Raw genomic sequence first — 26,337 nt, 5'->3', positions numbered from 1 at the left:
ATAGTTGCAGTATAGCAGAGTTTAAAAAAATCTAATTATATGGTGGGAAGTGCCAATTTTTAGGTGATAATGTGAATATTTCAGCACCATCTTTAGTTACTCCGAGCGTATGTTCAAATTGAGCAGAAAGTGAAAGATCGCGTGTTGTCACTGTCCAGTCATCGATTTTACTGAGCAGAGTCTCATGTTTTCCAGCATTAATCATTGGCTCTATTGTAAAAAACATACCTTCCTTCAAGATGAGATTTTCATCTTGATCATAGAAATGCACTACATTTGGTGGAGCATGAAAGACTTTTCCTATACCATGTCCGCAGTAGCTGCGTACGATAGAATATCCAAAATCTCTAATATATTTCTCTATAGCAAGCCCTATTTCATTTAACTTATTGCCGGGTTTAACTTGTTTAATTGCTTCCATCAATGCATGATAAGTAGCGTCACACAAACGTTTTGCTTTTATTGATGGCTTGCCAACCCAAAACATGCGACTTGTATCACCATGCCAACCATTTAAAATCACCGTGACATCAATATTTAAAATATCTCCATCTTTAAGCGTTTTATCATCGGGAACACCATGGCACACAACTGCATTTTTTGAAGTGCAAATCGATTTTGGATACCCCCTATAGTTTAGTGGTGCTGGAATTGCACCTGCATTAATTATAAAATCATGACATAGATCATTTAACTCATTAGCTGTCACCCCTACCTTTACGTACGGTGCAATGAAATCAAGAGTTTCAGCAGCAAGCCTGCCAGCCTTGCGCATAAATTCAAAATCTTCTTGTGAGTGTATAGTTATGTTCATATTTTCCATGTCTTATTGTAATTGGTACGCTTACTTGCAAGTACATAAATGTAATAACTTTACGTATTATGAAAATAAGCCCTATGGATCCTAGTGTCAAGTCATTTGTATGAAAGGTGGTCAAGCAAGAAGTCTATTTAATAATCTGAACTATACAACTACTATCTCAGGATAATCTGAAGGTTTTTTGTGATAGTAATCGATGCTATTAGAATTCACCTCAATGTAAGTATTGTAGATACGATTCTCAAAACCACCTCTCTCTTGTTTTTTAGAGATACGCTTTTCTTCAATTTGTTCTATAGATAGTCCACTTTCTTTGCCTAATGCATGTATGACCTCAAGTAAATCAGCTAACTCTTCAAGGTTTTCATCTGAGGTTTTAGAGGCAATAACTTCCTTTACTTCTTCTAAAAGTTTATCTTTGAGACGTTCAATGTATTCATCTTTTTCCATCACCCTCTCATAAACAATAATTCCATGGGAACGTATAATTTCAGTTGTATGATCACGAACAAGTTTATTAATTTTGAAACAATGTTTTTTATTCATAATGTTTCCTTTGACAGATATAAGAATTTCATTCAGTAAAATTAAACTGTAACTTTTGATTTAACCCAATGGTACAACTTACTTATTTTACCATCTTGACCGAGCATTCCAGAGTTATTCTTATAAAAAGTTTCAACTATTAGCTTTATAGAACCTATAGCAGCAGAAAATACAGGATTTTTATCATATTCGCCATCAAGACCGCTACAAGACTCAGGGCACCCAATTCGAACTTGCTTATTGAATATATAGCCTGCAATTTCCTTCATGCTTGTGAGTTGACTAGTTCCACCTGTGATCACTACTTTATTAATTGGATCTTTCTGCTCTTGAAATTGCTCTCTTACCATTTCAAGTATTTCTTCAACTCTTGGTCTTATGATGTTAATAAGCTCAGATTTGAATACTTGAGTAGGTTCATCATTTTCACTATTTTGGACTGTAATATATTCGTTCTCATCTATTGAAGTTACGATAGTGCTACCATACAGTATTTTTATATACTCTGCACGTTCTATGCTTGTGCATAGCCCGTAAGCAATATCTCGAGTGATATGAACGCCACCAATTGGAACGCTGCTTGCATACACAAGTTTCCCTCTTTTGAAAATTCCAATTGCAGTGCACCCACCGCCTATATCAACAATAGCAGTCCCGAGCTCTTTTTCATCTTCACTCAGACAGGCAAGACCTGCAGAATATGCAGAAGCAATACAACCTGCCATATTTAATCCACCATTATTGGTAATACAGTTTTCAATATTGGTAAGCGCTGGACGCGAAGCAGTGACAACATTAACATCAGCAGATAGTCTTTTTCCGTACAATCCACCAACTTCTTTTATGTCAGTCATGTCATCTAAGTGATATTTCAGTGGTATATTGTGAATGATAACATTTTCTTCAATATATTTCTCAAACGTCTGAAAAACTACACGTTTTATATCCCGGTCAGAAATTTCATGATTAGCTGCAATAATTTCATTATGTACATTAAAAGATGAGATGCCACATCCAGCAATGTTCACATATATCTGGTCTATAGTTTCCTCTGACACTTGCTCAGCTAAACCTATAGTTGATGAGATGGAGTAATTTGCGTGTTTTACATTAGTTATCGACCCACCGTTTACACCTTCTGCAATCTTATAGCCCGTTCCTGTCACTTTATAGCTGAAGTTGCCATTTATTTTAACGATTAGACAAATAATCTTTGTTGTACCTATGTCTAAAACAGCAAAAACGTTTCTCTTTGGTTTTGCTATTACTGCAGAGTACATTAGTTAACCTTATTACGCAATTTCATTTAAATTGTAGCTTTCTTTAATAATTTATATTTCTATTATAGATATAGCAACATTTTAATATACACTAAATTCTGGACAAAAGGAAAAGCAAAACATAGAATTATAATTTTTATGTCCATATTACCAATTGTAATTGCCCCTGATGAAAGACTAATCACACGTGCCAGTGAAGTAACAGATATAAACGATAAAATTAAAGAATTAGTAAACGACATGTTCGAAACTGTGTACGATGCAGAAGGTCTTGGCCTTGCTGCAGTGCAAGTTGGAGTGCTGAGGAGAGTTTTTGTTATGGACATTCAGCTCTCTCGAGCTGAAGACGAGCCAGTAGGGTATGAATCGACTGGCAAATTTTACATGATTAACCCTGAAATTACGGAATTATCCGATGAACAAGTAATTCTCAAAGAAGGGTGCCTTTCAATTCCAGAGCAAAGCTATGAAATTAAGCGTCCAAAATATTTGACTGTGAAATATAAGGATTTAAATAATGAGGAACAGACGCTAAAAGCTTGCGGCTGGCTCGCAAGGTGTATTCAGCATGAGCTAGATCACTTAAATGGCATATTATATATTAGACATTTATCTAAATTAAAGTATGATATGGCCATGAAAAAAGCACAAAAGGTTAAAAAGCATTATGAGCAATGAAGACCTAGAATTATTAAAATTTTACCATGAAGTGGGCGTTGATTGCACACTAACAGAGGGTGAAGAGGAAAAAAAGTTGGAGAGCAAAGAGGGTGTGCAACCCTCTGTTATCCAAACTGGGACCCAGAAGAAAGATGCAGATACGCGCTGGGGTGACACTAAAGATGGAAAAGACATGTTTCCAAGTGATTGGATAATTGAAGCAAGGAAACTTGCAAGTAAATGTAGTAGTGTGGATGAACTAAGAAGTGCAGTTGAATCATTTGAAGGTTGTGAGATAAAAAAAACTGCAACTAATACTGTTTTTTCCGATGGTAATCCAAACACAAAAATTATGCTCGTTGGTGAAGCTCCAGGAGCAAATGAAGACCTTCAAGGCATACCATTTTGTGGTGCAAGTGGAATGTTGCTCGATAAAATGTTAAATGCAATCAATCTTGATCGCACTAAGGTATACATAAGCAATACCGTATTTTGGCGCCCACCTGGCAATAGAAAGCCAACCGACCTAGAGCTTGATATGTGCAGACCATTTGTTGAGAAGCATGTTGCACTGGTTTCACCGCAAATTCTAATTTTGGTCGGGGGAATTGCGTGTTATAGCCTTCTTGACAGCACAAAAACTATATCGAATTTGCGTGGTAGATTTCATACGTACACTAACCAATATTTATCTCACTCAATCACTACAGCTGCTATATTTCACCCAGCTTACCTACTGCGTCAGCCAATGCAAAAACGTTTAGCCTGGGAGGATTTAAAGAAGATTAGGGAGTATCTTAATAATACCAATAACTGTACGAATACTTAACACCACTGGTGTCAAGAAGTAGCCCGCAGAAACGAAAAAACTTACTTGACAAGTTTCGTCAGCCCCCTTATCATGAAACTGAAGCTATTTCATTTAACTTCGCAATCTGTGCAGATTAAAACGACAAGAAAACTTGTATTTGTCGTACTATGCTTAATTTTTTGCACGATGACACTCTCGCATATAAACTCACTACTTTCATTTGTTTCTTTCTCTCTATTTTCTTTTTTTCTCTTTATCAATCTCTCTATCAGTTGCCCGTATACATCCGATAAGCGTTTATCTGCTAACTCATCAGGCTCATATCGACAGGTAACAGTTAATGTTCTTTTTCTCATAGTTTCTCCTGTAAATGTTTTCATAGTTCAGGCACTCCTTTTTTCCATAAATCCATTTATCAGCTATTCTTGCGAAAAAGACGCAACTGTTAACCTTCGTTTTGTTTTACTTTTATGCACAATTTTGGAAACACATAGCGCTATCTTTCATCAATTAAGCTCTCTTCCAAATCATCAAGCTCCTCTTTTCCCTCTAATGATCTTCTTTTCCAAATGACACGTTCGAACTTTTCTTATAATAATTTTACTATACCACAAAACTAGCTATATTGGCCTACTTTTACCATATTTATATACGAACCAATTTGCTTAACTTCGTTGCAACAATTTCAACCTTCTATTTTCACAACCTTATTTTTACCAAACAAGCTCTCACAAAGATACGTACTTTTTTGCGGTTTTAGAAAAAGTAAATGAACAAATTTTTTGTGACGCTACAGAGTCTGGTATTTTCTACAAATTTTCACGTAATTTGTTAACAAAATTGACAATCACTGAAATACTGGCTAAAATATTTATATGATAATTTTAGTAAGGAGAAGAAATGGATTTTAATGAACATGTTAAGTACGGTGTCCTTTATTGTCATTGCGCCGTAAACGTAAGTGAACTAGTAAGCTTTTTACAAAATAGAACAGACGTTACAAAACTTAGTTTGCACAGAGCAGAAATTGGCAATGAAGTTGCAAAAGCTTTAGCTAATCTTACAAATCTTACTACACTTGATTTGAAATATAACAATATTGGCAATGAAGGTGCAAAAGCTTTAGCTAGTCTTACAAACCTTACTAAACTTGAATTATCTGATAACAATATTGGTGATGAAGGTGCAAAAGCTTTAGCTAGTCTTACAAACCTTACTACACTTGATTTGACATGTAACAATATTGGTGATGAAGGTGCAAAAGCTTTAGCTAGTCTTACGAATCTTACTAAACTTGATTTGAAATATAACAATATTGGTGATGAAGGTGCAAAAGCTTTAGCTAGTCTTACGAATCTTACTAAACTTGAATTATCTGATAACAACATTGGTGATGAAGGTGCAAATGAGTTAGCTAATCTTATACATTGCGGGATAGGTTTTAAAAGACACCCTAAATTACAAATAAAATCTAAAAACAACAACAAATACTATGTTTGTGGCGGTATAGCAATTGGTTTGTTTTTAGGTTTGAGCATAGCATATCTTGCAGGAGCTGCTACTTTAACTCCTGTTGGTGCTGTTGCGGTGTTTCTTGTAGCTGCAGTAATTGGTGCATTAGTAGGTTATGGTGTTGGAAAGTTTTGCGAGAGAGTTAGTGAGGAAAAGCAAGAAGATCCCGATATAGGTACGTGTGATGCTGTTAAGAGCGTCCTTTCTAGTGTATGGACTACTGGGCACAATAAATCGCCAGTGTATTCTTAAATCTTGATTCAAATTATCAGCATATGCACAAGCTTTAAGTAACCTAAAGTCCAATATGTTGGCCTATTTTCATCCTATTTAGACACATACTAGCAATGATAGTTTCGCGTTTTTAGAAAGAATTAAAGCAGTCAAACAAGCATGTAGTACCTAAAGATACATTTCTTTGAAGATTTATGTACTTTTTTTTTCAACACTTTCCCAAATTAATTCCCATTTCTAGTTGCTTTTTAAGATTAGGAATAACTTATGATTGGTTCTGATATTCTGAAGTAAAAAAAACTTGACATACGAAATAATGTTTGTATTTTTACCATATTGTTTTCATATATTGTACTTTTTAGACTAGGAGGTATATATGGGTTTTCTAGATAAGCCAGTTATTGAAGAAATAGCATCAACAGAAATACCTAGTATAAGTAGATTATTTGCTACTTTTATCCCTTCTGCTTTGTCGATCTTTTCTCTGTAGATTTGCCTTCTTTCGGACAAAAATTCTATTAGTATGTTCAGTTCATCTCTTGATTCCTGATTATCAATTCTTTTGAATTCTCTCGTCAAACTTAATAGCTCATTTTCCGCTTCCTCGTCTTCACCTTCATAGTAATCTTCTTCCGTTATTAGATCTTCAGCATCCACTGATAATATTTCTGCAACTTTACACGCCACCTCGCTTAAAAAGGTACTCTTCCCTTGTTCATAGTTATGTATTTGTGAACGTGCTACACCTAGCTCTTTTGCCAATTCCTCTTGAGTATATTCTCTTATTATCCTCCATTTCTTCATCTCTTGTCCTTCCTTGTAACGCTTACAGACAACTAGCTCTTTATTATTATATTCATTTGTTGATAAGCCTGTTGCTCGGTAGATAATATCAGCATCAAATTCTAACTTGAGCATATTTTTTGCCATTCTTATTCTTGCTGCTTTTACATCACTTTCCTCTTGAGCTCGAATAAATTTGGTTAATGGATTAATTGCCTTGCGCGGTTCTCTCCCCTTTGTTTTCATGTATTTTCCCATGAAATCGTACGTCTCTTGCGCCTTATCTTTATCAAAACAACTGTCTTCTCTTGGTGGAGGAAGTAGATTACTAATAGGAACTGACAATGCCTTTGCTATACGTTTTAACTTTTCAGTTGGAATGCCACATTTTCCTTTTACATACCTTAGCAGCGTATAGTATTCTATACCTGTTTTATTTGCTAAATCTTTTTGGGTATATTTTCGCTTTAATATCCAGCTTCTTATATTTTGTGCTATTTTGTACCTTATGGAGATAGTAGTACGTTTTGCCATGCCGCTAACAGAAATAAACTACACATTATTACACAGGTTAGCATAAATTTACTATGAAAATGTTGACGTTAAACTTCAAGCTCTTTATTATGAAAGATGTGAGAGCTCGATGGTAGGTTTGAGCTTTTGGCTCGTATTTTATTAGGCTCTCACACCAAAAATAAGTATTTTTAAAGCTCTTTATAGCTACTAAATCCATGAATTCATTTGCCGGGGTTTTTAGGCGCTTTATGAGGGGGGTATAAAAAGATCTACAAAAGGACCTCTAAGGTGCGTAGTAGTATTCTAAAGCCACCTATGGGAGACATTTTTTTCATCAACGCATTCAAAACTTAAAAAAATAAACTAAAAATAAAGAAGTTGAATATTTTTTCAGAATTGTGTATAATTATTAATGCTTTTTAGGTTAGTTCGTTATGGCTCTTTCGAAGTTTCTCGATCCAAAGAATGATGGTGTGCTGCAGCAACAAACAGGGTAATGTTTGTGAGAAGCTTTATTGAAGATGAAGGAAGGTCCTTCGAAATCGGTTTTCAGGAGCAGGTTTCAAACCACCTTAAGTGGCTCTATTTAAGAGATAGGGTCATAAGCGTTAAGGAAAAATCAGCGTAAGAGCTGGAAGGTGTGGATCAGAAAGGCGAACGTAAGTGAACCACTGATGAACGTGTCGAAAAGGGAAGTGAACATCGAAAGGAGGAGTGAGTTGTTCTCCTCTTAAAAGCGTACAGGGAACCTGATTACTGTGTAGGCGGTGTTCGGCATAAAGGTGGCGTGAGTCTGATCTGGGCTTTAATAAGGAACTGCAGGAACCAGTCGATTTGATGCAAAGCGAGACAAGCAAGAGGCAAATCCTCAAGCTTTAGAGTAGCGATACAAATCACTGGGGCGGATCAACTCGTAGTAGTGAAGAAGTGGTTGTAATGACCATGGAGCGAAGGGGTTGAACTAGTCGACTTTAGTAAATCATTCAACTTGAAGGAGGATGAAAATGATTGAACGAACAAAGCCTTTTGATATACCGAAATCTCTAGTGTTTATGGCTTATAAAAGAGTTAAAGAAAACAGAGGAGGAGCAGGTATTGATGATCTAACAATTGAAAAGTTTGATCAAGACTTAAGCAAGAACCTTTACAGGCTATGGAATAGGCTATCATCTGGTAGTTATTTTCCACCTGCAGTTAAGGCTTGTGATATAACCAAGGCAGATGGAGGGACAAGGACACTTGGAATACCAACTGTCTCGGATCGTATAGCACAGGAAGTTGTAAGAAGTGTTTTAGAACCAGAACTTGAGAAGGTATTTGATGAGGATTCATATGGTTATAGGCCAAATAAATCAGCATTAGATGCCATAGGACAAACCAGGAAGCGATGCTTCGACCAAAATTGGTTAATAGAGTTTGACATCAAGGGAATGTATGATAACATAGACCACAATCTACTGATGAAAGCAGTCAGAAAGCACACTACAAACAAATGGGTTCTCTTATACATACAAAGATGGCTAAGTGCAGATATACAACTTGAAGATGGAACAAAGATAAAGCGTCTCAGCGGAGTGCCGCAGGGAGGTGTAGTTAGTCCTATCTTAAGTAACCTATTCATGCACTACAGCTTTGATGTGTGGATGAGAAGAAAATATCCAAGTGTAAAGTGGGCAAGATATGCTGATGATGGTGTTATACATTGTGTAAGCAAGATCCAAGCACAACTAATTTTAAGTCAACTTGAGCAGAGACTGAAGACTTGCAAGCTGGAAATAAAACATACAAAGACCAAAATCATCTACTGTCAAGATGGAAAACGAAAGGATAGTCATGAGAATGTGTCATTTACATTCCTAGGATATGAATTTCGCAAAAGGCTTGTAAGAAATAGATAAAGATGGTAGTCTATTTGTAAGTTTTACTCCAACCGTAAGTAAAGAAAGTCTGAGAAAGATGAAGAAAGAAATTAGAGGCTGGAAATTTGCTAGAAGAACAAACTTGGAAATAGAAGATATATCACGAATATGTAATCCAATTCTAAGGGGTTGGTTTAACTATTACGGGAAGTATCACATAACTGCGCTAGAGGACATAATAAGAATGTTTAATAGGAAACTCAGAAAGTGGTTTCAGACAAAGTACAAGAAGCTGAGTAGGCATAAAACCAAAGCAGCTAAGTTACTAGAAAGAATCGCAAAGAGTAGACCAAATCTTTTTGTGCACTGGAAATTAAGTATAGGGTTAGGGCAATGACTAGTGGGAGCTTTATGAGACGCGAGTGTGCGCCGTGGTACGCATTAAGAAATACTTAGCAGAGCTAAGCGGGATTCAGAATAAATGGCCTCGAGGTGAACAACTAACTTTAACCCGAAAGGGAAGGAGGACAAGAGCATGTATGTAAAGCGAGAGTTATCTGAAGATGTGTAAGATAACGGCTTGCAACACCTGATCAATATGGTTAAAGCTAAACTGCTTGAATTCTAATCTTCAGGGGTGGGACTTCACATCCATGGGTATCGCATTTAAAACCCCATGTCTACGGTAAGCACAGATTAAACTTTCGTTTGTGTGACATTCTGGCTGTAGAACGATAAGTAGTGAACTTATTTAAGAGGATGAATGGAAAACCTAAGTTGATCTAGAACAGTTCTTAGTGACGGAACATGGGATGACCTAAGGAACGCGAGTTCTATGGTTACGGAGTCATCGTAGTAGTCGTGAAAGTAACGAATCACCGGGGAGCGTGGGAAAGCCACATACAGGGCAAAGGGTGACAGATAATTGAATGTTGAAATTGGGAGGTACGCAAGATGCGGAAAGCTGAAACAATACTTAACATTATACGTGAACGTGGACAAAGAAATTTGCCGGTTAAAAACGTATATCGCCTACTTTATCAGCGTGATCTTTACCTTCGAGCGTATGGCAAACTTTGTCGTAATAAAGGTGCTATGACAGAAGGTGTGACAACTGAAACAGTTGATGGTATGTCTTTGGAGAAAATCGATAAAATCATAGAGGATTTACGCTATGAGCGATATCGGTGGACACCAGTAAAACGTATCTATATTTTAAAGAAGAGTGGTAAACGCAGGCCGTTAGGATTGCCAACATGGTCAAATAAGTTACTTCAAGAAGTAATCCGATTAATATTGGAAGCCTACTATGAGCCTAAATTTAGTGAATGTTCACATGGATTTCGACCAAAGCGTGGATGCCACACTGCATTAAGAGCAGTAATGCAAAAAGGCAGAGGTACAAAATGGTTTATAGAGGGAGATCTCAGTGCATGTTATGACTCAATTGATCATACTATGTTGTTGAAAATACTGAGTGAAAGCTTCCAAGATAACCGTTTTATTCAGCTAATCAATCGACTGCTAAAAGCAGGATATATGGAAAATTGGAAGTACAATAAGAGTCATAGTGGGGTACCACAAGGTTCTATTATTGGTCCAATTTTGAGTAACATATTACTCGATCGGTTAGATAAACATGTGGAACATATACTAATACCAGCAAATAACCGAGGTAAGCGAAGAAAGACAAATCCAAAATATTTAAGGTTAACCATGCAAGTATCGATGATGAGAAAACAAGGGAACTGGGATCAAGCAAAACAACTGCGTCAATTAGTGCAGGGTATGCCATCTAAGGATTCTTGTGATCTAAATTATCGACGTCTTTGGTATGTTAGGTATGCTGATGATATTCTGGTAGGGTTTGCAGGACCAAAAAATGAAGCTGAACAAATTAAAAATGAGATTGCTAAATTCCTCAATGAGGAGCTCAAACTTATGCTTAATGAAGATAAAACGCTTATTACACACGCGTGTGATAGCAAAGCCAATTTTTTAGGTTATAAAATACACGTCTTGCATGCAGATGATAAACATGATCATCGGACACAACGATGTATTAACGGTAGTATTGGGTTACGTGTACCACATCATATAAAGCAGAAAAAGTGTTCTGAATATATGCGTTGTGGAAAGCCTATACATTTACCTCAACGTACACTTGATACAGCTTACAGTATTGTTGCTCAGTATCAAACTGAATATCGAGGAATTGTACAATATTACAAAATGGCCTACAACCTTCACACACTAAGTTATTTGAAGTATGTGATGGAAGTATCATTAGTAAAGACTTTAGCATCTAAATACAAAACAACTTGCAGGAAAATTTATAGAAAATTTGGTGCAATGATTGAAAACGACGAAGGTGAAAAACGAAAAGTCATCCAAGTCAGAGTAGATCGTTTACCATCAAAGATACCATTAATTACACACTTTGGTGCTGTGTCACTAAAATGGAATAAATGGGTAAGTATAAGTGATAACCTTATACCAATATGGAATAAGCGTAGTGAAATAGAGCAAAGACTATTGGCACAAACTTGTGAATTATGTAAATCACAAGAGCAGATTGAAGTACATCACGTACGTAAACTTGCTGATTTGCTAGGTAAACGTAATACTGAGCTACCGAAATGGAAAAAGAGAATGATTGAACGACAGAGGAAGACTCTTGTTGTTTGTCATGAATGCCATAAGAAAATCCAATATGGAAAATATGATGGTGACTCCTTAAAACGTTAGATTATTGGAGAGCCACGTGATACGGAAACGATCATGCGTGGTTCGGAGAGGGGTTGTTGGAAAAGTACTTAACAAGTAACTCGCTGGCTGCCCACTCTACCTCACGTAGGGTTCTGCGAGGGGCCAGGAAGGAAGTTTTCCTGGTCTACTCTCCTCGCCTTTCGCCGTATCTTTGGTACTGAAAAGAATAAAGATATCCTCATTCACTTCCTCAATGATATTCTGGGTTTTGCTGGCAAAAATGCAATACAGGATATAGAGTTTTTAAGTACTATTCAAGACCCTGATATCGCCGCTAAAAAGCAAAGTATTGTTGATGTTCTCTGTAGAGATTCTACAGGTGCTCAATACATTTGCGAGATGGTGCGACCTGAAAGTCTTCGGTCATATTGTTTAAAGGGAGAGGAATTCCTTCAGAAAGAAACTGAAAGAATTCTAAAACTTATTAAACCAGATGTTTTGCCATCTGAGTCTACGCATCAGTGCGAATCGGGTAACCGGTTGGTGCCGAGCGATGCGGACAATGAACCTCCTCTTGAAAAAAGAAGATGCGTAATCGTAAGAGGAGCATAAACTACAAGCATCATGTGGTTGGAGGGCTAGGCTAGTGGTATGGTGAACGTAAGTGAAGCTTCGTAAGTATCGTAAAAATTGAAGAGCTAAAGATGCTGATAAGCTCTGACCAAAAGGTAATGTGGATAAGTTACATTTTTCATCTCTAGATGTACGCAAATAATAACTCCACCGGTATAGAGAAGTCACCTAACCCACTGTTGTATGACAGAAGGAACAGGGTAAGCCTGTATTTCCGCCTATATGGCAAGCAAACCGCAAGGAACGCTGATGAAAATGCAGGTAAAGGAAAATGGAGAAAGCGAATGCCATTTTGTAACGAAATGGATAGAATTTGTAACATTAATTCGCGTGAAAACGAGCAGACTTCCATTTGGTCCCTCGTGACAAGAAACTTTGTCAACCACTTAAGGTAGGAAAGCAGATGATTACAAGTAAAACTGTAAGTGCACCTACCAACAGCTCCGAAGCATGGAACCAGTTGCCATGGAAGAAATGCCAAAAGGTTGTTATGAGGCTACAAAGGCGTATTGTTAAGGCTGTTCAAGAAGGAAGATGGAGTAAGGTAAAATCTTTACAACATCTCTTAACACGCTCTTTTAGTGGAAAAGCTTTAGCCATTAAAAGAGTAACTGAAAACCAAGGAAAAACACAGCAGGTGTAGATCGTCAACTATGGTCAACTTACAATGCTAAATTTCAAGGAATAAAGCAGTTAAAACAAAGAGGGTATAAACCTTCTCCGCTAAAACGAATTTATATCAGTAAATCTAATGGCAAAAGAAGACCTCTTGGAATACCCACGATAAAAGATAGAGCCATGCAAGCATTATATTTGTTTGCTCTGGAACCGATAGCTGAAACAATCAGTGATCGTCACTCTTATGGCTTTAGATCTAAAAGATCCTGCGCGGATGCTATTGTTGCTTGTCACTTATTACTGGCAAGGCGCAATCGACCACAATGGATACTAGAAGGTGATATCAAAGGGTGCTTTGACAACATTAACCATGAATGGCTTATGAAGCACATTCCTATGGAGAGAAAAATTCTCCATAGTTGGTTAAAGGCTGGTTTCCTAGAATCAAAAACCTTGTACCCCACAACTGCTGGTACCCCGCAAGGAGGTATAATCTCTCCAGTACTAGCTAACTTTACCTTAGATGGTCTTGAAAAATTATTAGAAAGTCGTTTTGGTAAACTAGGTAGCAAAAGAAGAGAAAAAATCAGAAGTGGAGTAAATTTAATCAGATACGCAGATGACTTTATCATCTCAGGAAACACATGTGAAGTACTGGAAGATGAAGTCAAGCCATTAGTATCATCCTTCCTTTGTGAGAGAGGTCTAGCTCTGTCAGAAGAAAAGACAAAGATTACATTTATTACAAAAGGGTTCGATTTTCTCGGTTGTAATGTACGTAGATACAGCAAGAGATTAATTATTACGCCTTCGAAGGAAAGTGTTAAGAGGTTTCTTAAAAAGCGCGTGCATTAATAAAAGCAAATATAGGTAGTTCACAAGCTGTAGTAATTAAATCACTCAATCCTCTACTAAGAGGATGGGGAAACTATTACCGTCATGTGTGTGCTAAAAAAGCGTTTAGTAAGATCGACAATGAAATTTGGCATAGTTTATGGAAATGGGCAAAGAAAAGACATCCCCGTAAAGGGTTACGTTGGATAAAGAATCGCTACTTCAAAGTAACGAATCATCGTCAATGGGTCTTTGCTATTTCTGTATGCAAGAACAAACCAAAGGAAATAAGGTTTATGAGCTTACTCAAACTAAGCGATATTCCTATTAGACGTCATATTAAAATCAGGGCGGATGCAAATCCACTTGACTTAAAATGGAAAAAGTATTTTGATAAAAGAGTGAAACGAACAAGAATGTTAGCAAGCTCTTTCTCAAGAGAAGGTTCTCTACTGTTAGTGTCACCACTAAAGATGCTGTTTTCCGAGGAATCATGAAAGACAAGCCGGTTCGAGAAAAGAAGAACTTAGATAAGGGGCTCAAGCGCAGTGCTGGGAAACCTGCATGCTGCGTTTCTAAGGGAGGGAGTAGTAGTAATACTACTTCCTTACCTAACCAGGTCGCTAAAACTAAAGGCTTTGAAAAACGCGCCCAATACTATGCTGCCAAAGCCTATTCAAGACAGGCTGACAAGGGCGATCAATACCATGACCTTAAGGAAATTATCTTCATTGCTATAGCAGATTGTGTACTGTTTCCTAATAAATCTGAGTACAAATCAAAGCATACTATTCGAGATGAAGACACTAATGAACACGATCTAAAAGATTTTTATTTTATATTTATTGAATTGCCAAAATTTCCGAAAACAAAAGAAGATCAGTTAGAAAATATAGTTGAAAAATGGATATACTTCTTTAAATATGCAGATGAGACTAGTGAAGAAGAGCTGGAAAAAATAATAGGTAGTGATGTAATAATTAAAAAGGCCTATGAAGAGCTAAATAGATTCAATTGGTCAGAGAAAGAATTTATTGCCTACGAACAGGAAATAAAACGTATTCTTGATGAACAGGCTGTCCTCGCTCAAAAAATTGATGATGCTACTGAAAAAGGCAGAGCGGAAGGTAGGGAAGAGGGCAGAAAAGATAGGGATATTGAAGTCGCAAAAAACCTACTTAAGGCTGGCGTTTCCATTGATACCATCTCCCAAGCGACCGGTCTTCCTAAAGCTGAAATAAAACAACTTCAGGAAGAAAATACTTTTTAACCATTTTTGTTAAGCTCTTCACAAAAGAGGGATTTCATAGCCCTAAAACATGCTTTATGCCTTTAACTACTGATGTATCGCTTAAGAAGGTATCAGGCTTTTTAGATGGCTCCATTGCAACTACTTTCCTTGAAACACTAGATGTTGGCTGATCTGCAGTCTGCTTTTGTTGTAGAAATACAGTTTCCTTTTTAGCTAAAAACTCTTCTAGATGGCTTTTCACATGAACTAGAAACTCACCAGTTTGTTCAAACTCTGGACAAGCTTCTTTTGCAGATGAGTATAAGGTTTTTGATATTTCAGAGAATTTACCACTTCTTATTTGCCCGGCCACCTTTAAGAATACTTCTACAGGATTAAATTTTAGATTTGTAACTGGTATTCCTGACTCAATAGCAGCACCCTCTAATGCTTGTTCAAATTCTTTTGCAATAGGTAATGCATAAATTTGCGCTTCCTGTTCAGAAATACTCCTTATATCGTTAGAAATATACTTTTGGCCTGTAACTTTTCTTATAAATACATCTAATAAAAGAAGTGTACCATTTGTATCAATACCTTGAGCTGTAATAGCTTTAGAAGGTTGGGAATGCTTCATATCTATAGCTGGCTTAAAAGGAGAAGAGATAAACTGAGGAGGCCAACATTCATGCTCAAGCCCAGAATGGTGCAACACCTTTGCACTTTGCTGCTTCTTATGGTCACTTAGATACAGCCAAGTTTCTTGTGGAAAAAGGGGCTAATATTAATGTTGAAGATAATTATAAAAATACCCCTATGGGTTTAGCTATTGCACAAAACAAGCAAGATATTATAGAATTTTTTAATGTACTATTACCTACTCCTAACTCTAGTCTTGAAGGAGTTTCTACCTGTAGTGGCAATACTAGGTTGCAGAAGTGATTTTTGGGAGCTATTCAAAACCTCATACGCTCAAGGTAAGGAGAAATAGCAGGGAAATAAATATTGAGTTAATAATTTAGAGATTCTTCTTAAGAAATTATTTTCTTGATGATTATGATTTTTTGAATATACACTTTTATGTTGGATTCAAAGAAGACTCAACAATTAGCTGTTCTATATCTTCCACTTTCTCGAGCTTGGTGTTGGGGTTTATGATATTGTACAGCGCAAAGCTCATACACACCAATCCAACTACTCCCACAGCTACTGCTACTGTGACATCGATTTTCAAAACATAAAATACAACACCGCTCACCAATAACGCTGTGCCAACAATACCTGCTACGATTGCCTGTCTTTGCCGTGTTGAGGGTCACAGTGTTGCCAGATCCACTACATGGCTCAGCGAAAGATGGGCTGTCAGCTCTATCAACGGAAGTTGGCTCTACAGTAGTTGAATCATTTTGCACTTCTTCGCTGCTTTCACATATAGGTTGAAGATCTTCACTATTTATATTACATAATTTAGTGTCAGTTTCTGTAGCTTTATCAATTACGTGAGTAGCATCTTTATGCTCTATATTTATTACACTATATTTACATACTTCATGCACTTCCTTACTATTTTCATCTTTAGCTGTAGTAGTTTTGGCTGTTACAACAGTGGGCTTCTGGGTTGCTCTCTTATTAAAAAGTTCTCCGGAGAATTTTAAGATTTCTTCTACAGCCTCACTATTTTTACGTGCTTCAGCATAGGTAAATGGGGTGTAAGTCATTTCCTCACCATTTGAATGTTTTATCGTTATTCTTTTTTTGACAATCTCTTTCAAGATACCATTTTCCTCAGAGATCTTTAACACTGCTCTAATCATGTCATTGTCTCTACGTGATATAGCATCTGTAAGTATTGTATGAATTTCTTCCCGACCATCTGAATGTTTTGTGGTCATCTCTTCATTCAGAACTTCCTTTAATAGTTTTTGTTTTTTGGCTTCTTCTAAAAGATCTTTTACAGCTTGATTATTTTTATGACTTATAGCATAATGTAGTAGTGATAATGTCTCCTCTCTACCCTGATACTTGTAAGTTATTTTTGCTAAAAGAATCGTGCTTACGTTATAGCTGGATTTTTTAAATATTCCATTTCTGAACCTTCCAGCAATACCTTTCCCTTCCTCTATTTCTCTTGCTAGCTTTTGAATATTCTTTCCATCTTTATTTGTTAACTCATATATATCACATACTAATGTCAGTTTTGACGTTTTCATAATGTTTTTCCCCTATTAAGATTTATTGATTTAGTTGTAGTAGTTGCAGTTGCTCGCTCCATAAATTTGGTGCTCTTTTTCAATCAAAGGTGTCTTGCTGCTTGAAATGTTTTCCTTGTAAAAATTTAGCTTATCTTTTACATTGAAACAGCATTAAGACGATTTGCCTTTTTTTGGATGTAGAAATTTTCTAGGAATTGTCTTCTTGAGTTCTATGGTATTTTGTTTAACATTGAAACAAGAGTCTGTTGTCGTTTAATCTGCACAGATTGAAGATAAATGAATACCTTCAATACCATGATAAGGGGGGCTGGCGGAGTTTGTCAAGTAGGTTTTTTCGTCTCTATTCCCAATAAAAGTTCGTTATTGGTTATGCAGGAAGTCTAATACTGTCGTAAAAGGAAGTTTTCTTGTGCGTGTGAAACTTTTTTTCCAACAAAATGGATCTTCTGAAAAGTTTTCGAGTATATTGTATTTTTAATTTGTAAAATAAGATTTTTCCCTTTTTGCATGTTTCACCTAAAAAGGACACATTTTAGACTTCTTTGTTGAAATAAAACAGAAACAAAAGTGCTGTTTATTGCAGCTTTTGGGTAATTTAATGGTAAAAATTTTAGAGAGAAATTTTACACACAATCGCAGACATTTTTCCTTAAGTTGACGCCATTGAGTGAACGGTTACCTTAATTAGAAGTCTAGCTTTAACTTTAAATGGACTACTCAACCGTGACAGACTTAGCTAAATTTCTTGGACAATCGGCATCTAACCCTTTTTTTGCTGCAGTATAGTAAGCAAGGAATTGCATAGCAACACTATAGATGATAGGAGAGATAAAATTATCAGTGTCTGGAAGTTGCACCACATCTGCGCAAACTCCCCTTAGGAATGGCGCTCCTTGCTTATCACTGAAGGCAATTACTTTGCCTTTTCTTGCAATAATCTCTTGTATATTAGATAGCGTTTTAAAGAATAAACTATCATAAGGGATAATTGCTATAACAAGCACAGTAGAGTCTATTAAAGCAATAGAACCGTGCTTCATTTCTCCCGCTGCAATACCAATTGTATTGATGTATGAAAGCTCTTTTATCTTCAATGCACCTTCCATTGCAACTCCGTATGAACTTCCTCTGCCAATTAAAATAACGTTATTGTGCTCTAATATACTACCTGATATATGTTGTATTTGCATCACATTCAAAACGTGCTCAACATACTCGGGAATAGAATTGATAGCACTGCTTAGCTGTTTTATTCTCTCTCCACCCAGTATACCTTTTATTTTTCCAAGCTCCACGGCAAAGCATGCTAAAGTTGCAAGTTGCGCAGAAAAGGTTTTTGTTGAAGCAACACCAATTTCTGGCCCAGCAAGAGTATGTAACACAATATCTGAGATCTTTTCAATGCTGCTGTTAAATGTGTTAGTTATACTAATGATTGTTTGCTTCTGTGATTTCGCATAACGCAGCGCTTCTATGGTATCTGCAGTTTCGCCAGATTGAGAGATGAATAACCCAATGCTGCCTTCTTCTAGCTTGACGTTGCTATACCTAAATTCTGATGAGATTTCTAGATATACTCGAACTTGAGCGACACTTTCCAGCCAATATTTTGCTATTAGCCCGGCAAAATAAGATGACCCGCATCCAACTATAGTAATGTAACTCCGCTCAGAAAACAATTTTTTGTTGACCTCTTTATATTGCTTGTAAAATTGATTTATTGTTTTGTTTAATGCACGCGGTTGCTCAAAAATCTCTTTTAACATGAAGCTAGGATACCCATTTTTGCTAATTAGAAAATCACTTGGACTACTATTTTCTATACTACGTTTAACTTGTGTACCATTGTTGTATATACTAACTCCACTAGATTTTATCACTGCAATGTCACCATCTTCCAAATACGATATTCTTTCCACAAATGCACTTAAAGCATTAGAGTCAGATGCAGCAAACACTGTGTTACAGTTATAGCCTATTGCTAAAGGCAAATTTCTCTTCGCAACAAATAAGGCATCTGGATATTCTGCAAATAATAAGACCAAGGCAAATGAGCCATGTAAGTTGTTTAAACACTTAAATAGAGAATCAACTGGCGACAATCCTTCATCAAGATATAAGGTTAGCATATTTGGTATGATCTCTGTGTCAGTATCAGTATGGAATAACATTCCCCTTTCTTCTAGACCCTTTTTTAGCAGATTGTAATTCTCAATTATGCCGTTATGAGCAACAACAACATTATTTGTATGAATGGGATGAGCATTTTTAAGGCCTGGAACTCCATGTGTAGCCCAGCGAGTATGTGCTATACCAACTGTACTGTGAGACATCTTGCTTTCATCAACAACTTCATACAATCTTTTAACTTTACCTTCTGATTTTTTGACTTCTATCTCGCCTTCGTTATTTATGATTGCTATACCTGAGGAATCATATCCCCTATATTCCAATTTTTGCAACCCAGTTAGTAAAGTTGGTATTACTGAATCACCGCTACTTACTACACCAAATATTCCGCACACAAATGGATCACCAAATGAACTTTCTTTTAAAGTTATGCAGCATTTTTGCCTTTATCATCTTTTCCCTTTTTACTTTCCTCTGGTGGTTGATTTTTATTCTTTTTATCACTCTTTTCGATTTTGCCTTTTTCAATTGGTTTAGCTGCCACTTTTTGAGTTTCTTTGTTTAAAACTTCAGATATAGCGGACTTTAGGACTTTCACCTCAATTTTTGGTGCTATTTCTATTATAAATTGTGCATTTGCCTCATCAACTTTATTAACTTCACCTATTATCCCGCCAGAAGTAATGACTGTATCACCACGTTTTATTTGATCTATAATTTTTCTATGTTCTTTTAGTTTTTTGTGGTTTGGGCGAATAATAAGAAAATAAAATACCACAAATATTAAAATCAATGGAATAAAACTAGCAAAAGATGCGCCGATACTTGATGCATTGCTAGTTGCATCTGCTGCAAAAACTTCAGAAATGAGCATATTTAATCCTAATTGTTAATGATAAAAACAAACCTATTTAAGTATTAATTACAATACCATGCCATGTCTGGTGAAAACGTTTCTAAATACCGGCAATAATATTGCGGATTTTAGATTATGCTAAAACCACTATGGCGGGAGTGATGAGACTTGAACTCACGACCTCATGCGTGACAGGCATGCGCTCTAACCAACTGAGCTACACCCCCCCTAATTTCTTTTTAGCGTTTTCAGGCTTCGACTTTAAAGCTAATAAACATGTTGCCCTTTGTCAATATTTTTTGTTTGCGCTTTGCTGTCTTTTCTATTACTATGTAAATAATTTAATTTCACACATGGCTTGTACAAGTAGTCCCATTAGGGTTATGCCATGGAAGATAAACTATTTGGAGGAATGATATATGACAAATTTGCCTGAAGTCACTGTGCGTGATTTAGCCGAATCTGGTGTACATTTTGGTCACAAAATTAGTCGCTGGAACGCAAAAATGGCTCCATACATATATGGAGTGCATCAAGAAAATCGTATACATATAATTGACTTGCGAAAAACATTACCATTGCTACAGGTGGCCATGAAGGCTTTATATGACGTTGCATCTCAAGGTGGTCGCATTCTATTTGTTGGTACAAAGTTTCAAGCTTTTGATATTATTGCAAGTGAAGCGATTCGTTGTGGTCAATATTATGTGAATCATCGATGGCTTGGTGGTATGCTTACTAATTGGGGCACTGTTTCTTCTTCGATAAAAACCTTGATACAATATGAGAAAATATTAAATGACGAGGATAGCATTTTAACAAAGAAAGAATTGGGGAACATTGAAAAGAAAAAGCAAAAGCTTGATAAGGCGCTTGGTGGTATTAGAGAAATGGGAGCAATTCCTGATATCTTATTCATCATTGATACTAATAAAGAGCATATTGCGGTTAAGGAGGCTAAAAAGTTAGGAATTCCAATAGTTGCAATACTTGATACTAATTCTGATCCAGATGATATTACTTATCTAATACCTGGAAATGATGACTCAAGAAAATCAATAGAGCTCTATTGTAAATTAGCTACCGACTCTATATTAGCTGGAATAGAGTCTAGTCTAGCAAGATCTGGAGTTAAGATTGATAATATAAAAGGTGATGAGTTTATTCAAGAAAAAGAAGATAGTATTGTGCAAACTAAAAGGAAACGTAGTAAAGTTTACAAAGAAGAAGAAAGGGAGGTAGTAACAAATGAAGATGAATCCAGATAATATAAGGGAATTACGTGATAGGACAGGGCTTGGCTTAAGTGACTGTAAAAAAGCATTAGAAGAATGTGATGGTGACATCAAGAAAGCCGTTGATAAGTTGCGTACAATAGGTCTTGCTAAAGCTGACAAAAAATCTGATAGAGTAGCTTCAGATGGGCTCGTTGCTATGTGTTTGACTGAAAATTATGGTGCATTGGTTGAACTCAATTGCGAAACCGATTTTGTTGCAAGGAATGAGAAATTTATAGAGTTAGTTTCAAATTTAGCATCAATTGCTCATCAAGAACGCTGTATCAGCGTTGATGAGTTAAAAAATGCCAAGTATGAAAGCATTGGCACAGTGCAGGAAGCTATTATGAATGGTACGTCAGTTCTTGGTGAAAAGTTAGAGTTGAGCAAGCTTTGTTACCTAGAGGCTAAGGATGGAGTTGTTGCTGGTTATGTACACGGTGATGTACGTGGTTTAGGTAAAACTGGCGCTTTAGTTGCATTGCAATCACCCGGTGATAAGGCAAAGTTACAGGAAATTGGAAAACAAATAGCGATGCACATAGTTGCTATGAAGCCTGAAGCTTTGTCTATAGATGATTTAGATCAAATGAAGTTGAAAAATGAACGTTCTATAATTGAAGAGCAAGTAAGGAGCTTAAATAAACCTGAAGAAGTAGCAAAAAAAATAGTAGATGGACGAATGGCTAAGTACTATGAAGAAGTTGTTTTACTAGAACAAAAGTTCATAAAAGATGATAAAATGAAGGTTTCTGATTTTATAAAATCAAGCGAGGTGAGTGCTATTAAATTATCTGATTACAAGTTACTTGTTTTGGGCAGTGCAAACTAAATGGCAAGAAATGTCTTCCTTAGCAGATAAAGTAAAATACTCTAGAGTGTTATTGAAGATCTCTGGTGAAGCTTTGATGGGGTCACAGTCTTTTGGCCATGATATGGGAATAATAAGCCAATTATGCAAAGATATAGCTGATGTTAACAGGCTTGGAGTTCAGGTATGTATTGTTGTTGGTGGTGGTAATATCTTTCGTGGCGCATCTGCGTCTTTAAGTGGCTGTGAAAGAGCAAGCAGTGATTATATTGGAATGCTTGCAACTATAATCAATGCTTTAATTTTACAAAACTTTTTAGAAAAAAATTTAGTAGCTTCTAGGGTATTATCTGCAATACCCATGGCCACTGTATGTGAACCTTACATAAGAAGGAAAGCTATTCGTCATTTAGAAAAAGGTAGAGTGGTAATTTTTGCAGCAGGCACAGGCAACCCATTTTTTACTACAGATACAGCTGCAGCCTTACGTGCTGTTGAAATGAATTGTGATGTTATTCTAAAGGGTACACAAGTAAATGGTGTATACTCCGCTGATCCGAAAAAAAATGAGGATGCTGTAATGTATGATAGGCTTTCTTACACGGATTTATTGACTCGTGATTTAAAAGTTATGGATGCATCAGCAATTTCACTTGCTCGTGAGAATTCTATTCCAATTATAGTTTTTTCTTTGAAGGGAGAAAAAATAGTCAATATTATTAAGGGTCAAGGTACTTATACTATAGTTTCAGATTGTAAACAGTAGGTAATTTATGTTAAATGAAATAAAAGCTAAAACAAAAGAAAGAATGCTAAAAACTATTCAGTCCTTTCATGATGATATTAAAGGCGTACGCACTGGTAGAGCTAGCGCATCGTTGCTTGATGGTATAGTTGTAAATATCTATGGTGGACATCAAAAGTTAAATCAGGTTGCAGGCGTTTCAGTTATAGATAACAAAACCCTATCAATTAAAGTTTGGGATATTAATGTTGTAGGTGAAGTGAAAAATGCTATATTAAATGCCAACTTGAATTTAAATCCTGTTGTTGAGGGCAATACCATACGTATAGCTCTTCCGGATTTAACACAAGAAACCCGTGAAAAATTAGTAAAATTATTGCATCAGTTTTCTGAAAATGCGCGGATTGCCATCAGAAATATACGCAGAGATGTTATGGAAGAAATAGAGAAAATGAAGGGAAATAAGGAGATCTCAGAAGATGATTTTCATGGTGCTAAGAAGGAAATACAAAATATTACTGATGATAATATAAAAAAGATTGATGGTGAATTGTCCATCAAAGAAAAGGATATATTGCATCACTAAGGTAATATGAAAGAAACCTTCAGTAGTGAAAAAGAAAAAATTATATGCAAAGGTGTCATGGAGGTAGTCGACACACAACTGTATGAACGTTGCAATATTGCACAGTATTATACAGTAAATGATGTCATTCCAGTGTCCTCTTTTTTGTCATCCCAGTGCCTTTTTTCCCTGTCATCCCAGTGCGTAACACTGGGATACATCTTATTTTCATCATGGACATTATATGCTCTAAGAATCTGTTATCCATTTCCCTCTTTCCTGTCATCCCAGTGCGTGACACTGGGATACATCTTATTTTCATCATGGACATTATATGCCCCAAGAATCTGTTGTTCATTGCATAATTTGCAAATATTTTTATACTTAGATCCCAGTGTCACGCACTGGGATGACAGGAAAAAGGGCTACTGGGATGACACCTTTCAAGTAGAGATTGCTACTAAATCACTATTTTTGTACAGTGATATGTTAAGCACTCAGATGATATCGGGTGGTTTAGGTGAACTTTAAATGTTGAATCAAGAATCTTTACCGAAACATTTAGCAATTATTATGGATGGTAATGGTAGATGGGCGAACAATCAAGGAAAGGTAAAAATTGATGGTTATAAAAAGGGCAGTGAAGTTGCATACGATATTGCCAAGTATTGTACGGACCTAACCATACCCTACTTAACTTTGTATGCATTCTCTATGGAGAATTGGCTTAGACCCAAAAACGAAACTGACTGTCTATTTGATTTATTTTACTCCGTTTTAACTAATGAAGATAAAGTCAATTTCATTTGCAACTGTAACATTAAGTTGAATTTTATTGGCAATTTAAGTCTGTTATCCAGTAAAATATTGGATCAAATTAAAAAAGCAGAAGAAATGACACATAAGAACGATGGTTTATTACTCACTGTGGCAGTCAGTTACGGAGCAAAGCAAGAAATTACACAAGCTATAAGCAATATTATAAAAGAAAATATTGCTTATGTATCAGAAGAGGAATTTGAAAAATTTCTGTATACTAAAGATCTGCCAAAATTGGATTTATTAATTCGCACTGGCGGCGAAAAAAGATTAAGCAACTTTTTATTATGGCAAGCAGCTTATGCTGAATTGTATTTTTGTGATACTTTATGGCCTGATTTTTCTTGTCAAGATTTGAGTAAAGCATTAGAAGATTATACAAAAAGAGAGAAAAAATATGGTAGATAATAATTTTATAATTAGAATGTTGTCCTCAATAGTAATATTATTCATATTTTCCTTTGCTACATATTTCAGTGATTTATCGTTTTACCTATTGATTTTTTCAATAGCAGTTTTATCTTCTTTTGAATGGTATAATCTAACCCAAGGAAACAAAATTTTATACGTTTTCGCATTATTATTGATTGCACTACCAAGCGCCTCATTAATATATTTATATAATCTACCACAGGGAAAATACGCATTAGTATGGTTCGTCTTAACCATTTGGGGAATTGACATTACTGCCTACCTATTTGGTAAGAATTTTGGTGGAGCTAAAATTTGCCCAATTCTTAGCCCTGGAAAAACTTGGACAGGACTTCTTGGTGCGATTTTAGCTGGAGTAGTGTGCACAATTTTTGGATCAATATTTTTTGGTCTATTTTCAATTTTTTATTCTCCAATCATTGGCCTTGCAATCGCTATTCTAGCGCAACTTGGCGATTTCACTGAGTCGCTTGTTAAAAGAGCTTACGGTGTTAAAGATAGTGGAAGTATGATACCTGGCCATGGAGGAGTGCTCGATCGTATGGATAGTTTCATTTTTACTGCCCCTCTTCTTGCTATTTACATAAGCTAAGTCTGCAGAAGAAACAAAGTGCCATTAGAGGTCATCCCTAGTCAGCTCCCCAACCGCTTCTACAGTACAGTCATGGACAAACGTCTTTTCACAATAAGGGCAGGCTATTTCCTCTTCTTCTCCCATATCTAAATATATTAATGGATGGCCGGAACCCTCATTATTCTCATCACCATGACAACAAACTTTTCTATTATTAACCCTCACTTTTGACATGCTACTCCTTTAGCTTATAACATTTTATATATTGAATATACCCATTCAGAAATAAAAAACAACAAGCACTATTCTCCATTTTTTATCCTATTCAGGTTAATCAATTCGTTTTGAACGCCTTTTGATACAAATTTGCTAACATCTTCTCCTAATCTTGCTATTTCCTTTACAAAACTTGATGAGATAAATTGAGTATCTTCAGAAGCAGGAAGAAATATGGTTTCGATTTCAGGAAGAAGTTTATAATTTACCCAACTCATTTGAAACTCGTAATCAAAATCCGATACTGCTCTTAATCCTCTAATAATAACAGAAGCATTCTGCTCTTTGGCAAACTTCACTAGCAACCCATTAAAAGATATAACATCTGCATCAATTCCTAGCCCTTTGATTTCACTTTCAGCCATGCTTGTGCGTAGCTTTGTGTCAAAGGCAACATGCTTATTAACGTTTTCTGCAACTCCTATTATTAATTTATCGACTAGTTTACACGCTCTTTTGATTATGTCAATATGCCCAAAAGTTATAGGGTCAAATGTGCCAGGGTAGATTCCTATTCTGTTATTAATGTTCATCCTTTATTTTTATATAAACTACTTTAAAAACTTTTGATAGACATAATAACATTTTTTATC

30 protein-coding genes, 1 tRNA gene and 2 pseudogenes are annotated in these 26,337 nt (G+C 36.1%); 20 read left to right on the top strand and 13 right to left on the bottom strand.

The window, feature by feature from the left end; genetic code table 11:
- Nucleotides 1-31: 31 nt before the first annotated feature.
- The 3 genes from map to ftsA all read right to left on the bottom strand — a co-directional run bounded on the left by map (nucleotide 32) and on the right by ftsA (nucleotide 2,646).
- On the bottom strand, nucleotides 32-814 hold the full coding sequence (gene map / locus ABWU36_RS00465) for a type I methionyl aminopeptidase (protein WP_353272862.1): 783 nt from the start codon (nucleotides 812-814) through the stop codon (nucleotides 32-34).
- 150 nt (nucleotides 815-964) lie between these two features.
- Nucleotides 965-1,366, bottom strand: coding sequence for a nucleoside triphosphate pyrophosphohydrolase (locus ABWU36_RS00460; RefSeq protein WP_253309683.1), 402 nt, complete (start codon nucleotides 1,364-1,366; stop codon nucleotides 965-967).
- A gap of 41 nt (nucleotides 1,367-1,407) precedes the next feature.
- Complete coding sequence (gene ftsA / locus ABWU36_RS00455; RefSeq protein ID WP_265016322.1) at nucleotides 1,408-2,646, bottom strand: cell division protein FtsA; 1,239 nt, start codon at nucleotides 2,644-2,646, stop codon at nucleotides 1,408-1,410.
- Nucleotides 2,647-2,784: 138 nt separating this feature from the next.
- On the opposite strand from ftsA, the gene def reads away from it, so the two are divergent.
- Nucleotides 2,785-3,324, top strand: a complete 540-nt coding sequence (def, locus tag ABWU36_RS00450; protein WP_253309681.1) for a peptide deformylase — start codon at nucleotides 2,785-2,787, stop codon at nucleotides 3,322-3,324.
- Nucleotides 3,314-4,135, top strand: a complete 822-nt coding sequence (locus tag ABWU36_RS00445; protein ID WP_353272861.1) for a uracil-DNA glycosylase family protein — start codon at nucleotides 3,314-3,316, stop codon at nucleotides 4,133-4,135. The genes def and ABWU36_RS00445 overlap by 11 nt, the downstream gene beginning before the upstream one ends.
- A gap of 89 nt (nucleotides 4,136-4,224) precedes the next feature.
- On the opposite strand, the gene ABWU36_RS00440 is transcribed toward ABWU36_RS00445, so the two are convergent.
- Nucleotides 4,225-4,497: a hypothetical protein gene (locus ABWU36_RS00440; protein WP_264329155.1), complete on the bottom strand. Its 273-nt coding sequence runs from the start codon at nucleotides 4,495-4,497 to the stop codon at nucleotides 4,225-4,227.
- 520 nt (nucleotides 4,498-5,017) lie between these two features.
- Between ABWU36_RS00440 and ABWU36_RS00435 the strand changes: the two genes are divergently transcribed.
- Complete coding sequence (locus ABWU36_RS00435; protein ID WP_353272860.1) at nucleotides 5,018-5,881, top strand: leucine-rich repeat domain-containing protein; 864 nt, start codon at nucleotides 5,018-5,020, stop codon at nucleotides 5,879-5,881.
- A gap of 345 nt (nucleotides 5,882-6,226) precedes the next feature.
- On the opposite strand, the gene ABWU36_RS00430 is transcribed toward ABWU36_RS00435, so the two are convergent.
- Nucleotides 6,227-7,180, bottom strand: coding sequence for a helix-turn-helix domain-containing protein (locus ABWU36_RS00430; RefSeq protein ID WP_265016319.1), 954 nt, complete (start codon nucleotides 7,178-7,180; stop codon nucleotides 6,227-6,229).
- Between the two features lie 986 nt (nucleotides 7,181-8,166).
- Between ABWU36_RS00430 and ltrA the strand changes: the two genes are divergently transcribed.
- The 9 genes and pseudogenes from ltrA to ABWU36_RS00385 all read left to right on the top strand — a co-directional run bounded on the left by ltrA (nucleotide 8,167) and on the right by ABWU36_RS00385 (nucleotide 15,085).
- Nucleotides 8,167-9,060, top strand: coding sequence for a group II intron reverse transcriptase/maturase (gene ltrA / locus ABWU36_RS00425; protein ID WP_353272859.1), 894 nt, complete (start codon nucleotides 8,167-8,169; stop codon nucleotides 9,058-9,060).
- A gap of 58 nt (nucleotides 9,061-9,118) precedes the next feature.
- On the top strand, nucleotides 9,119-9,418 hold the full coding sequence (locus ABWU36_RS00420; RefSeq protein WP_353272858.1) for a group II intron maturase-specific domain-containing protein: 300 nt from the start codon (nucleotides 9,119-9,121) through the stop codon (nucleotides 9,416-9,418).
- A gap of 557 nt (nucleotides 9,419-9,975) precedes the next feature.
- On the top strand, nucleotides 9,976-11,769 hold the full coding sequence (locus ABWU36_RS00415; protein ID WP_253309139.1) for a reverse transcriptase/maturase family protein: 1,794 nt from the start codon (nucleotides 9,976-9,978) through the stop codon (nucleotides 11,767-11,769).
- A gap of 168 nt (nucleotides 11,770-11,937) precedes the next feature.
- Nucleotides 11,938-12,132 (top strand): annotated as a pseudogene (locus tag ABWU36_RS00410) (PD-(D/E)XK nuclease family transposase); the annotation flags it as partial.
- A gap of 359 nt (nucleotides 12,133-12,491) precedes the next feature.
- Complete coding sequence (locus tag ABWU36_RS00405; RefSeq protein WP_265017506.1) at nucleotides 12,492-12,758, top strand: hypothetical protein; 267 nt, start codon at nucleotides 12,492-12,494, stop codon at nucleotides 12,756-12,758.
- Nucleotides 12,759-12,766: 8 nt separating this feature from the next.
- Entirely contained in the window at nucleotides 12,767-13,006 is a 240-nt protein-coding gene (locus ABWU36_RS00400) for a reverse transcriptase N-terminal domain-containing protein (RefSeq protein ID WP_253309103.1), read from the top strand.
- 155 nt (nucleotides 13,007-13,161) lie between these two features.
- On the top strand, nucleotides 13,162-13,836 hold the full coding sequence (locus ABWU36_RS00395) for a reverse transcriptase domain-containing protein (protein ID WP_353272857.1): 675 nt from the start codon (nucleotides 13,162-13,164) through the stop codon (nucleotides 13,834-13,836).
- A complete protein-coding gene (locus tag ABWU36_RS00390) occupies nucleotides 13,836-14,312 on the top strand; it encodes a group II intron maturase-specific domain-containing protein (RefSeq protein ID WP_353273207.1) in 477 nt (158 codons plus the stop codon). Before ABWU36_RS00395 ends, ABWU36_RS00390 begins: the two co-directional genes overlap by 1 nt.
- A complete protein-coding gene (locus tag ABWU36_RS00385) occupies nucleotides 14,309-15,085 on the top strand; it encodes an Rpn family recombination-promoting nuclease/putative transposase (RefSeq protein ID WP_353272856.1) in 777 nt (258 codons plus the stop codon). The genes ABWU36_RS00390 and ABWU36_RS00385 overlap by 4 nt, the downstream gene beginning before the upstream one ends.
- A 34-nt stretch (nucleotides 15,086-15,119) precedes the next feature.
- On the opposite strand, the gene ABWU36_RS00380 is transcribed toward ABWU36_RS00385, so the two are convergent.
- Complete coding sequence (locus ABWU36_RS00380) at nucleotides 15,120-15,761, bottom strand: latrotoxin-related protein (protein ID WP_265016784.1); 642 nt, start codon at nucleotides 15,759-15,761, stop codon at nucleotides 15,120-15,122.
- A gap of 2 nt (nucleotides 15,762-15,763) precedes the next feature.
- Between ABWU36_RS00380 and ABWU36_RS00375 the strand changes: the two genes are divergently transcribed.
- The gene (locus ABWU36_RS00375) at nucleotides 15,764-15,988 is read left to right on the top strand and encodes an ankyrin repeat domain-containing protein (protein ID WP_253309672.1); all 225 of its coding nucleotides are present in this window, start codon (nucleotides 15,764-15,766) and stop codon (nucleotides 15,986-15,988) included.
- Nucleotides 15,989-16,146: 158 nt separating this feature from the next.
- Here ABWU36_RS00375 and ABWU36_RS00370 read toward each other — a convergent pair whose 3' ends face one another.
- The 5 genes and pseudogenes from ABWU36_RS00370 to ABWU36_RS00355 all read right to left on the bottom strand — a co-directional run bounded on the left by ABWU36_RS00370 (nucleotide 16,147) and on the right by ABWU36_RS00355 (nucleotide 20,472).
- The gene (locus tag ABWU36_RS00370; protein ID WP_265044935.1) at nucleotides 16,147-17,256 is read right to left on the bottom strand and encodes a hypothetical protein; all 1,110 of its coding nucleotides are present in this window, start codon (nucleotides 17,254-17,256) and stop codon (nucleotides 16,147-16,149) included.
- A gap of 375 nt (nucleotides 17,257-17,631) precedes the next feature.
- Nucleotides 17,632-17,768: pseudogene (locus ABWU36_RS06795) on the bottom strand (IS4 family transposase); the annotation flags it as partial.
- A gap of 204 nt (nucleotides 17,769-17,972) precedes the next feature.
- Nucleotides 17,973-19,784 carry a glutamine--fructose-6-phosphate transaminase (isomerizing) gene (gene glmS, locus ABWU36_RS00365; protein ID WP_253309670.1) on the bottom strand — a complete coding sequence of 604 codons (1,812 nt, stop codon included), beginning with the start codon at nucleotides 19,782-19,784 and terminating at the stop codon, nucleotides 17,973-17,975.
- A gap of 32 nt (nucleotides 19,785-19,816) precedes the next feature.
- On the bottom strand, nucleotides 19,817-20,263 hold the full coding sequence (yajC, locus tag ABWU36_RS00360) for a preprotein translocase subunit YajC (RefSeq protein WP_353272855.1): 447 nt from the start codon (nucleotides 20,261-20,263) through the stop codon (nucleotides 19,817-19,819).
- 132 nt (nucleotides 20,264-20,395) lie between these two features.
- A tRNA-Asp gene (locus tag ABWU36_RS00355) sits at nucleotides 20,396-20,472 on the bottom strand.
- A 192-nt stretch (nucleotides 20,473-20,664) separates the two neighbouring features.
- Here ABWU36_RS00355 and rpsB point away from each other — a divergent pair.
- Genes rpsB through ABWU36_RS00320 form a run of 7 tightly spaced genes read left to right on the top strand, consistent with a single transcriptional unit; the run spans nucleotide 20,665 to nucleotide 25,486 of the window.
- On the top strand, nucleotides 20,665-21,513 hold the full coding sequence (gene rpsB, locus ABWU36_RS00350; RefSeq protein WP_253309669.1) for a 30S ribosomal protein S2: 849 nt from the start codon (nucleotides 20,665-20,667) through the stop codon (nucleotides 21,511-21,513).
- A complete protein-coding gene (tsf, locus tag ABWU36_RS00345) occupies nucleotides 21,494-22,354 on the top strand; it encodes a translation elongation factor Ts (protein WP_353272854.1) in 861 nt (286 codons plus the stop codon). The genes rpsB and tsf overlap by 20 nt, the downstream gene beginning before the upstream one ends.
- A gap of 10 nt (nucleotides 22,355-22,364) precedes the next feature.
- Nucleotides 22,365-23,099, top strand: coding sequence for a UMP kinase (gene pyrH / locus ABWU36_RS00340; RefSeq protein WP_182182811.1), 735 nt, complete (start codon nucleotides 22,365-22,367; stop codon nucleotides 23,097-23,099).
- A gap of 7 nt (nucleotides 23,100-23,106) precedes the next feature.
- Nucleotides 23,107-23,664: a ribosome recycling factor gene (gene frr, locus ABWU36_RS00335; RefSeq protein ID WP_164224746.1), complete on the top strand. Its 558-nt coding sequence runs from the start codon at nucleotides 23,107-23,109 to the stop codon at nucleotides 23,662-23,664.
- Nucleotides 23,665-23,670: 6 nt separating this feature from the next.
- Nucleotides 23,671-24,174: a hypothetical protein gene (locus ABWU36_RS00330; RefSeq protein ID WP_264688263.1), complete on the top strand. Its 504-nt coding sequence runs from the start codon at nucleotides 23,671-23,673 to the stop codon at nucleotides 24,172-24,174.
- Nucleotides 24,175-24,870: a polyprenyl diphosphate synthase gene (uppS, locus tag ABWU36_RS00325; RefSeq protein WP_015589050.1), complete on the top strand. Its 696-nt coding sequence runs from the start codon at nucleotides 24,175-24,177 to the stop codon at nucleotides 24,868-24,870.
- Nucleotides 24,860-25,486 carry a phosphatidate cytidylyltransferase gene (locus ABWU36_RS00320; RefSeq protein ID WP_253309667.1) on the top strand — a complete coding sequence of 209 codons (627 nt, stop codon included), beginning with the start codon at nucleotides 24,860-24,862 and terminating at the stop codon, nucleotides 25,484-25,486. Before uppS ends, ABWU36_RS00320 begins: the two co-directional genes overlap by 11 nt.
- 24 nt (nucleotides 25,487-25,510) lie before the next feature.
- Here ABWU36_RS00320 and ABWU36_RS00315 read toward each other — a convergent pair whose 3' ends face one another.
- Nucleotides 25,511-25,702 carry a zinc-finger domain-containing protein gene (locus ABWU36_RS00315; RefSeq protein ID WP_253309666.1) on the bottom strand — a complete coding sequence of 64 codons (192 nt, stop codon included), beginning with the start codon at nucleotides 25,700-25,702 and terminating at the stop codon, nucleotides 25,511-25,513.
- Between the two features lie 68 nt (nucleotides 25,703-25,770).
- Entirely contained in the window at nucleotides 25,771-26,277 is a 507-nt protein-coding gene (gene coaD, locus ABWU36_RS00310) for a pantetheine-phosphate adenylyltransferase (protein WP_253309665.1), read from the bottom strand.
- Between the last annotated feature and the right edge of the window lie 60 nt (nucleotides 26,278-26,337).

The organism is Wolbachia endosymbiont (group A) of Portevinia maculata (genome assembly GCF_964028525.1).
Classification (GTDB): domain Bacteria; phylum Pseudomonadota; class Alphaproteobacteria; order Rickettsiales; family Anaplasmataceae; genus Wolbachia.
This window is presented reverse-complemented; position numbering and strand designations above follow the sequence as displayed.

What these genes read in the sequence shown, in the direction of transcription:
- map (WP_353272862.1), bottom strand. Translation starts at nt 814, where the DNA reads ATGAACATAACTATACACTCACAAGAAGATTTTGAATTTATGCGCAAG.
- ABWU36_RS00460 (WP_253309683.1), bottom strand. Translation starts at nt 1,366, where the DNA reads ATGAATAAAAAACATTGTTTCAAAATTAATAAACTTGTTCGTGATCAT.
- ftsA (WP_265016322.1), bottom strand. Translation starts at nt 2,646, where the DNA reads ATGTACTCTGCAGTAATAGCAAAACCAAAGAGAAACGTTTTTGCTGTT.
- def (WP_253309681.1), top strand. Translation starts at nt 2,785, where the DNA reads ATGTCCATATTACCAATTGTAATTGCCCCTGATGAAAGACTAATCACA.
- ABWU36_RS00445 (WP_353272861.1), top strand. Translation starts at nt 3,314, where the DNA reads ATGAGCAATGAAGACCTAGAATTATTAAAATTTTACCATGAAGTGGGC.
- ABWU36_RS00440 (WP_264329155.1), bottom strand. Translation starts at nt 4,497, where the DNA reads ATGAAAACATTTACAGGAGAAACTATGAGAAAAAGAACATTAACTGTT.
- ABWU36_RS00435 (WP_353272860.1), top strand. Translation starts at nt 5,018, where the DNA reads ATGGATTTTAATGAACATGTTAAGTACGGTGTCCTTTATTGTCATTGC.
- ABWU36_RS00430 (WP_265016319.1), bottom strand. Translation starts at nt 7,180, where the DNA reads ATGGCAAAACGTACTACTATCTCCATAAGGTACAAAATAGCACAAAAT.
- ltrA (WP_353272859.1), top strand. Translation starts at nt 8,167, where the DNA reads ATGATTGAACGAACAAAGCCTTTTGATATACCGAAATCTCTAGTGTTT.
- ABWU36_RS00420 (WP_353272858.1), top strand. Translation starts at nt 9,119, where the DNA reads ATGAAGAAAGAAATTAGAGGCTGGAAATTTGCTAGAAGAACAAACTTG.
- ABWU36_RS00415 (WP_253309139.1), top strand. Translation starts at nt 9,976, where the DNA reads ATGCGGAAAGCTGAAACAATACTTAACATTATACGTGAACGTGGACAA.
- ABWU36_RS00405 (WP_265017506.1), top strand. Translation starts at nt 12,492, where the DNA reads ATGTACGCAAATAATAACTCCACCGGTATAGAGAAGTCACCTAACCCA.
- ABWU36_RS00400 (WP_253309103.1), top strand. Translation starts at nt 12,767, where the DNA reads ATGATTACAAGTAAAACTGTAAGTGCACCTACCAACAGCTCCGAAGCA.
- ABWU36_RS00395 (WP_353272857.1), top strand. Translation starts at nt 13,162, where the DNA reads ATGCAAGCATTATATTTGTTTGCTCTGGAACCGATAGCTGAAACAATC.
- ABWU36_RS00385 (WP_353272856.1), top strand. Translation starts at nt 14,309, where the DNA reads ATGAAAGACAAGCCGGTTCGAGAAAAGAAGAACTTAGATAAGGGGCTC.
- ABWU36_RS00370 (WP_265044935.1), bottom strand. Translation starts at nt 17,256, where the DNA reads ATGAAAACGTCAAAACTGACATTAGTATGTGATATATATGAGTTAACA.
- yajC (WP_353272855.1), bottom strand. Translation starts at nt 20,263, where the DNA reads ATGCTCATTTCTGAAGTTTTTGCAGCAGATGCAACTAGCAATGCATCA.
- rpsB (WP_253309669.1), top strand. Translation starts at nt 20,665, where the DNA reads ATGACAAATTTGCCTGAAGTCACTGTGCGTGATTTAGCCGAATCTGGT.
- tsf (WP_353272854.1), top strand. Translation starts at nt 21,494, where the DNA reads ATGAAGATGAATCCAGATAATATAAGGGAATTACGTGATAGGACAGGG.
- pyrH (WP_182182811.1), top strand. Translation starts at nt 22,365, where the DNA reads ATGTCTTCCTTAGCAGATAAAGTAAAATACTCTAGAGTGTTATTGAAG.
- frr (WP_164224746.1), top strand. Translation starts at nt 23,107, where the DNA reads ATGTTAAATGAAATAAAAGCTAAAACAAAAGAAAGAATGCTAAAAACT.
- ABWU36_RS00330 (WP_264688263.1), top strand. Translation starts at nt 23,671, where the DNA reads ATGAAAGAAACCTTCAGTAGTGAAAAAGAAAAAATTATATGCAAAGGT.
- uppS (WP_015589050.1), top strand. Translation starts at nt 24,175, where the DNA reads ATGTTGAATCAAGAATCTTTACCGAAACATTTAGCAATTATTATGGAT.
- ABWU36_RS00320 (WP_253309667.1), top strand. Translation starts at nt 24,860, where the DNA reads ATGGTAGATAATAATTTTATAATTAGAATGTTGTCCTCAATAGTAATA.
- ABWU36_RS00315 (WP_253309666.1), bottom strand. Translation starts at nt 25,702, where the DNA reads ATGTCAAAAGTGAGGGTTAATAATAGAAAAGTTTGTTGTCATGGTGAT.
- coaD (WP_253309665.1), bottom strand. Translation starts at nt 26,277, where the DNA reads ATGAACATTAATAACAGAATAGGAATCTACCCTGGCACATTTGACCCT.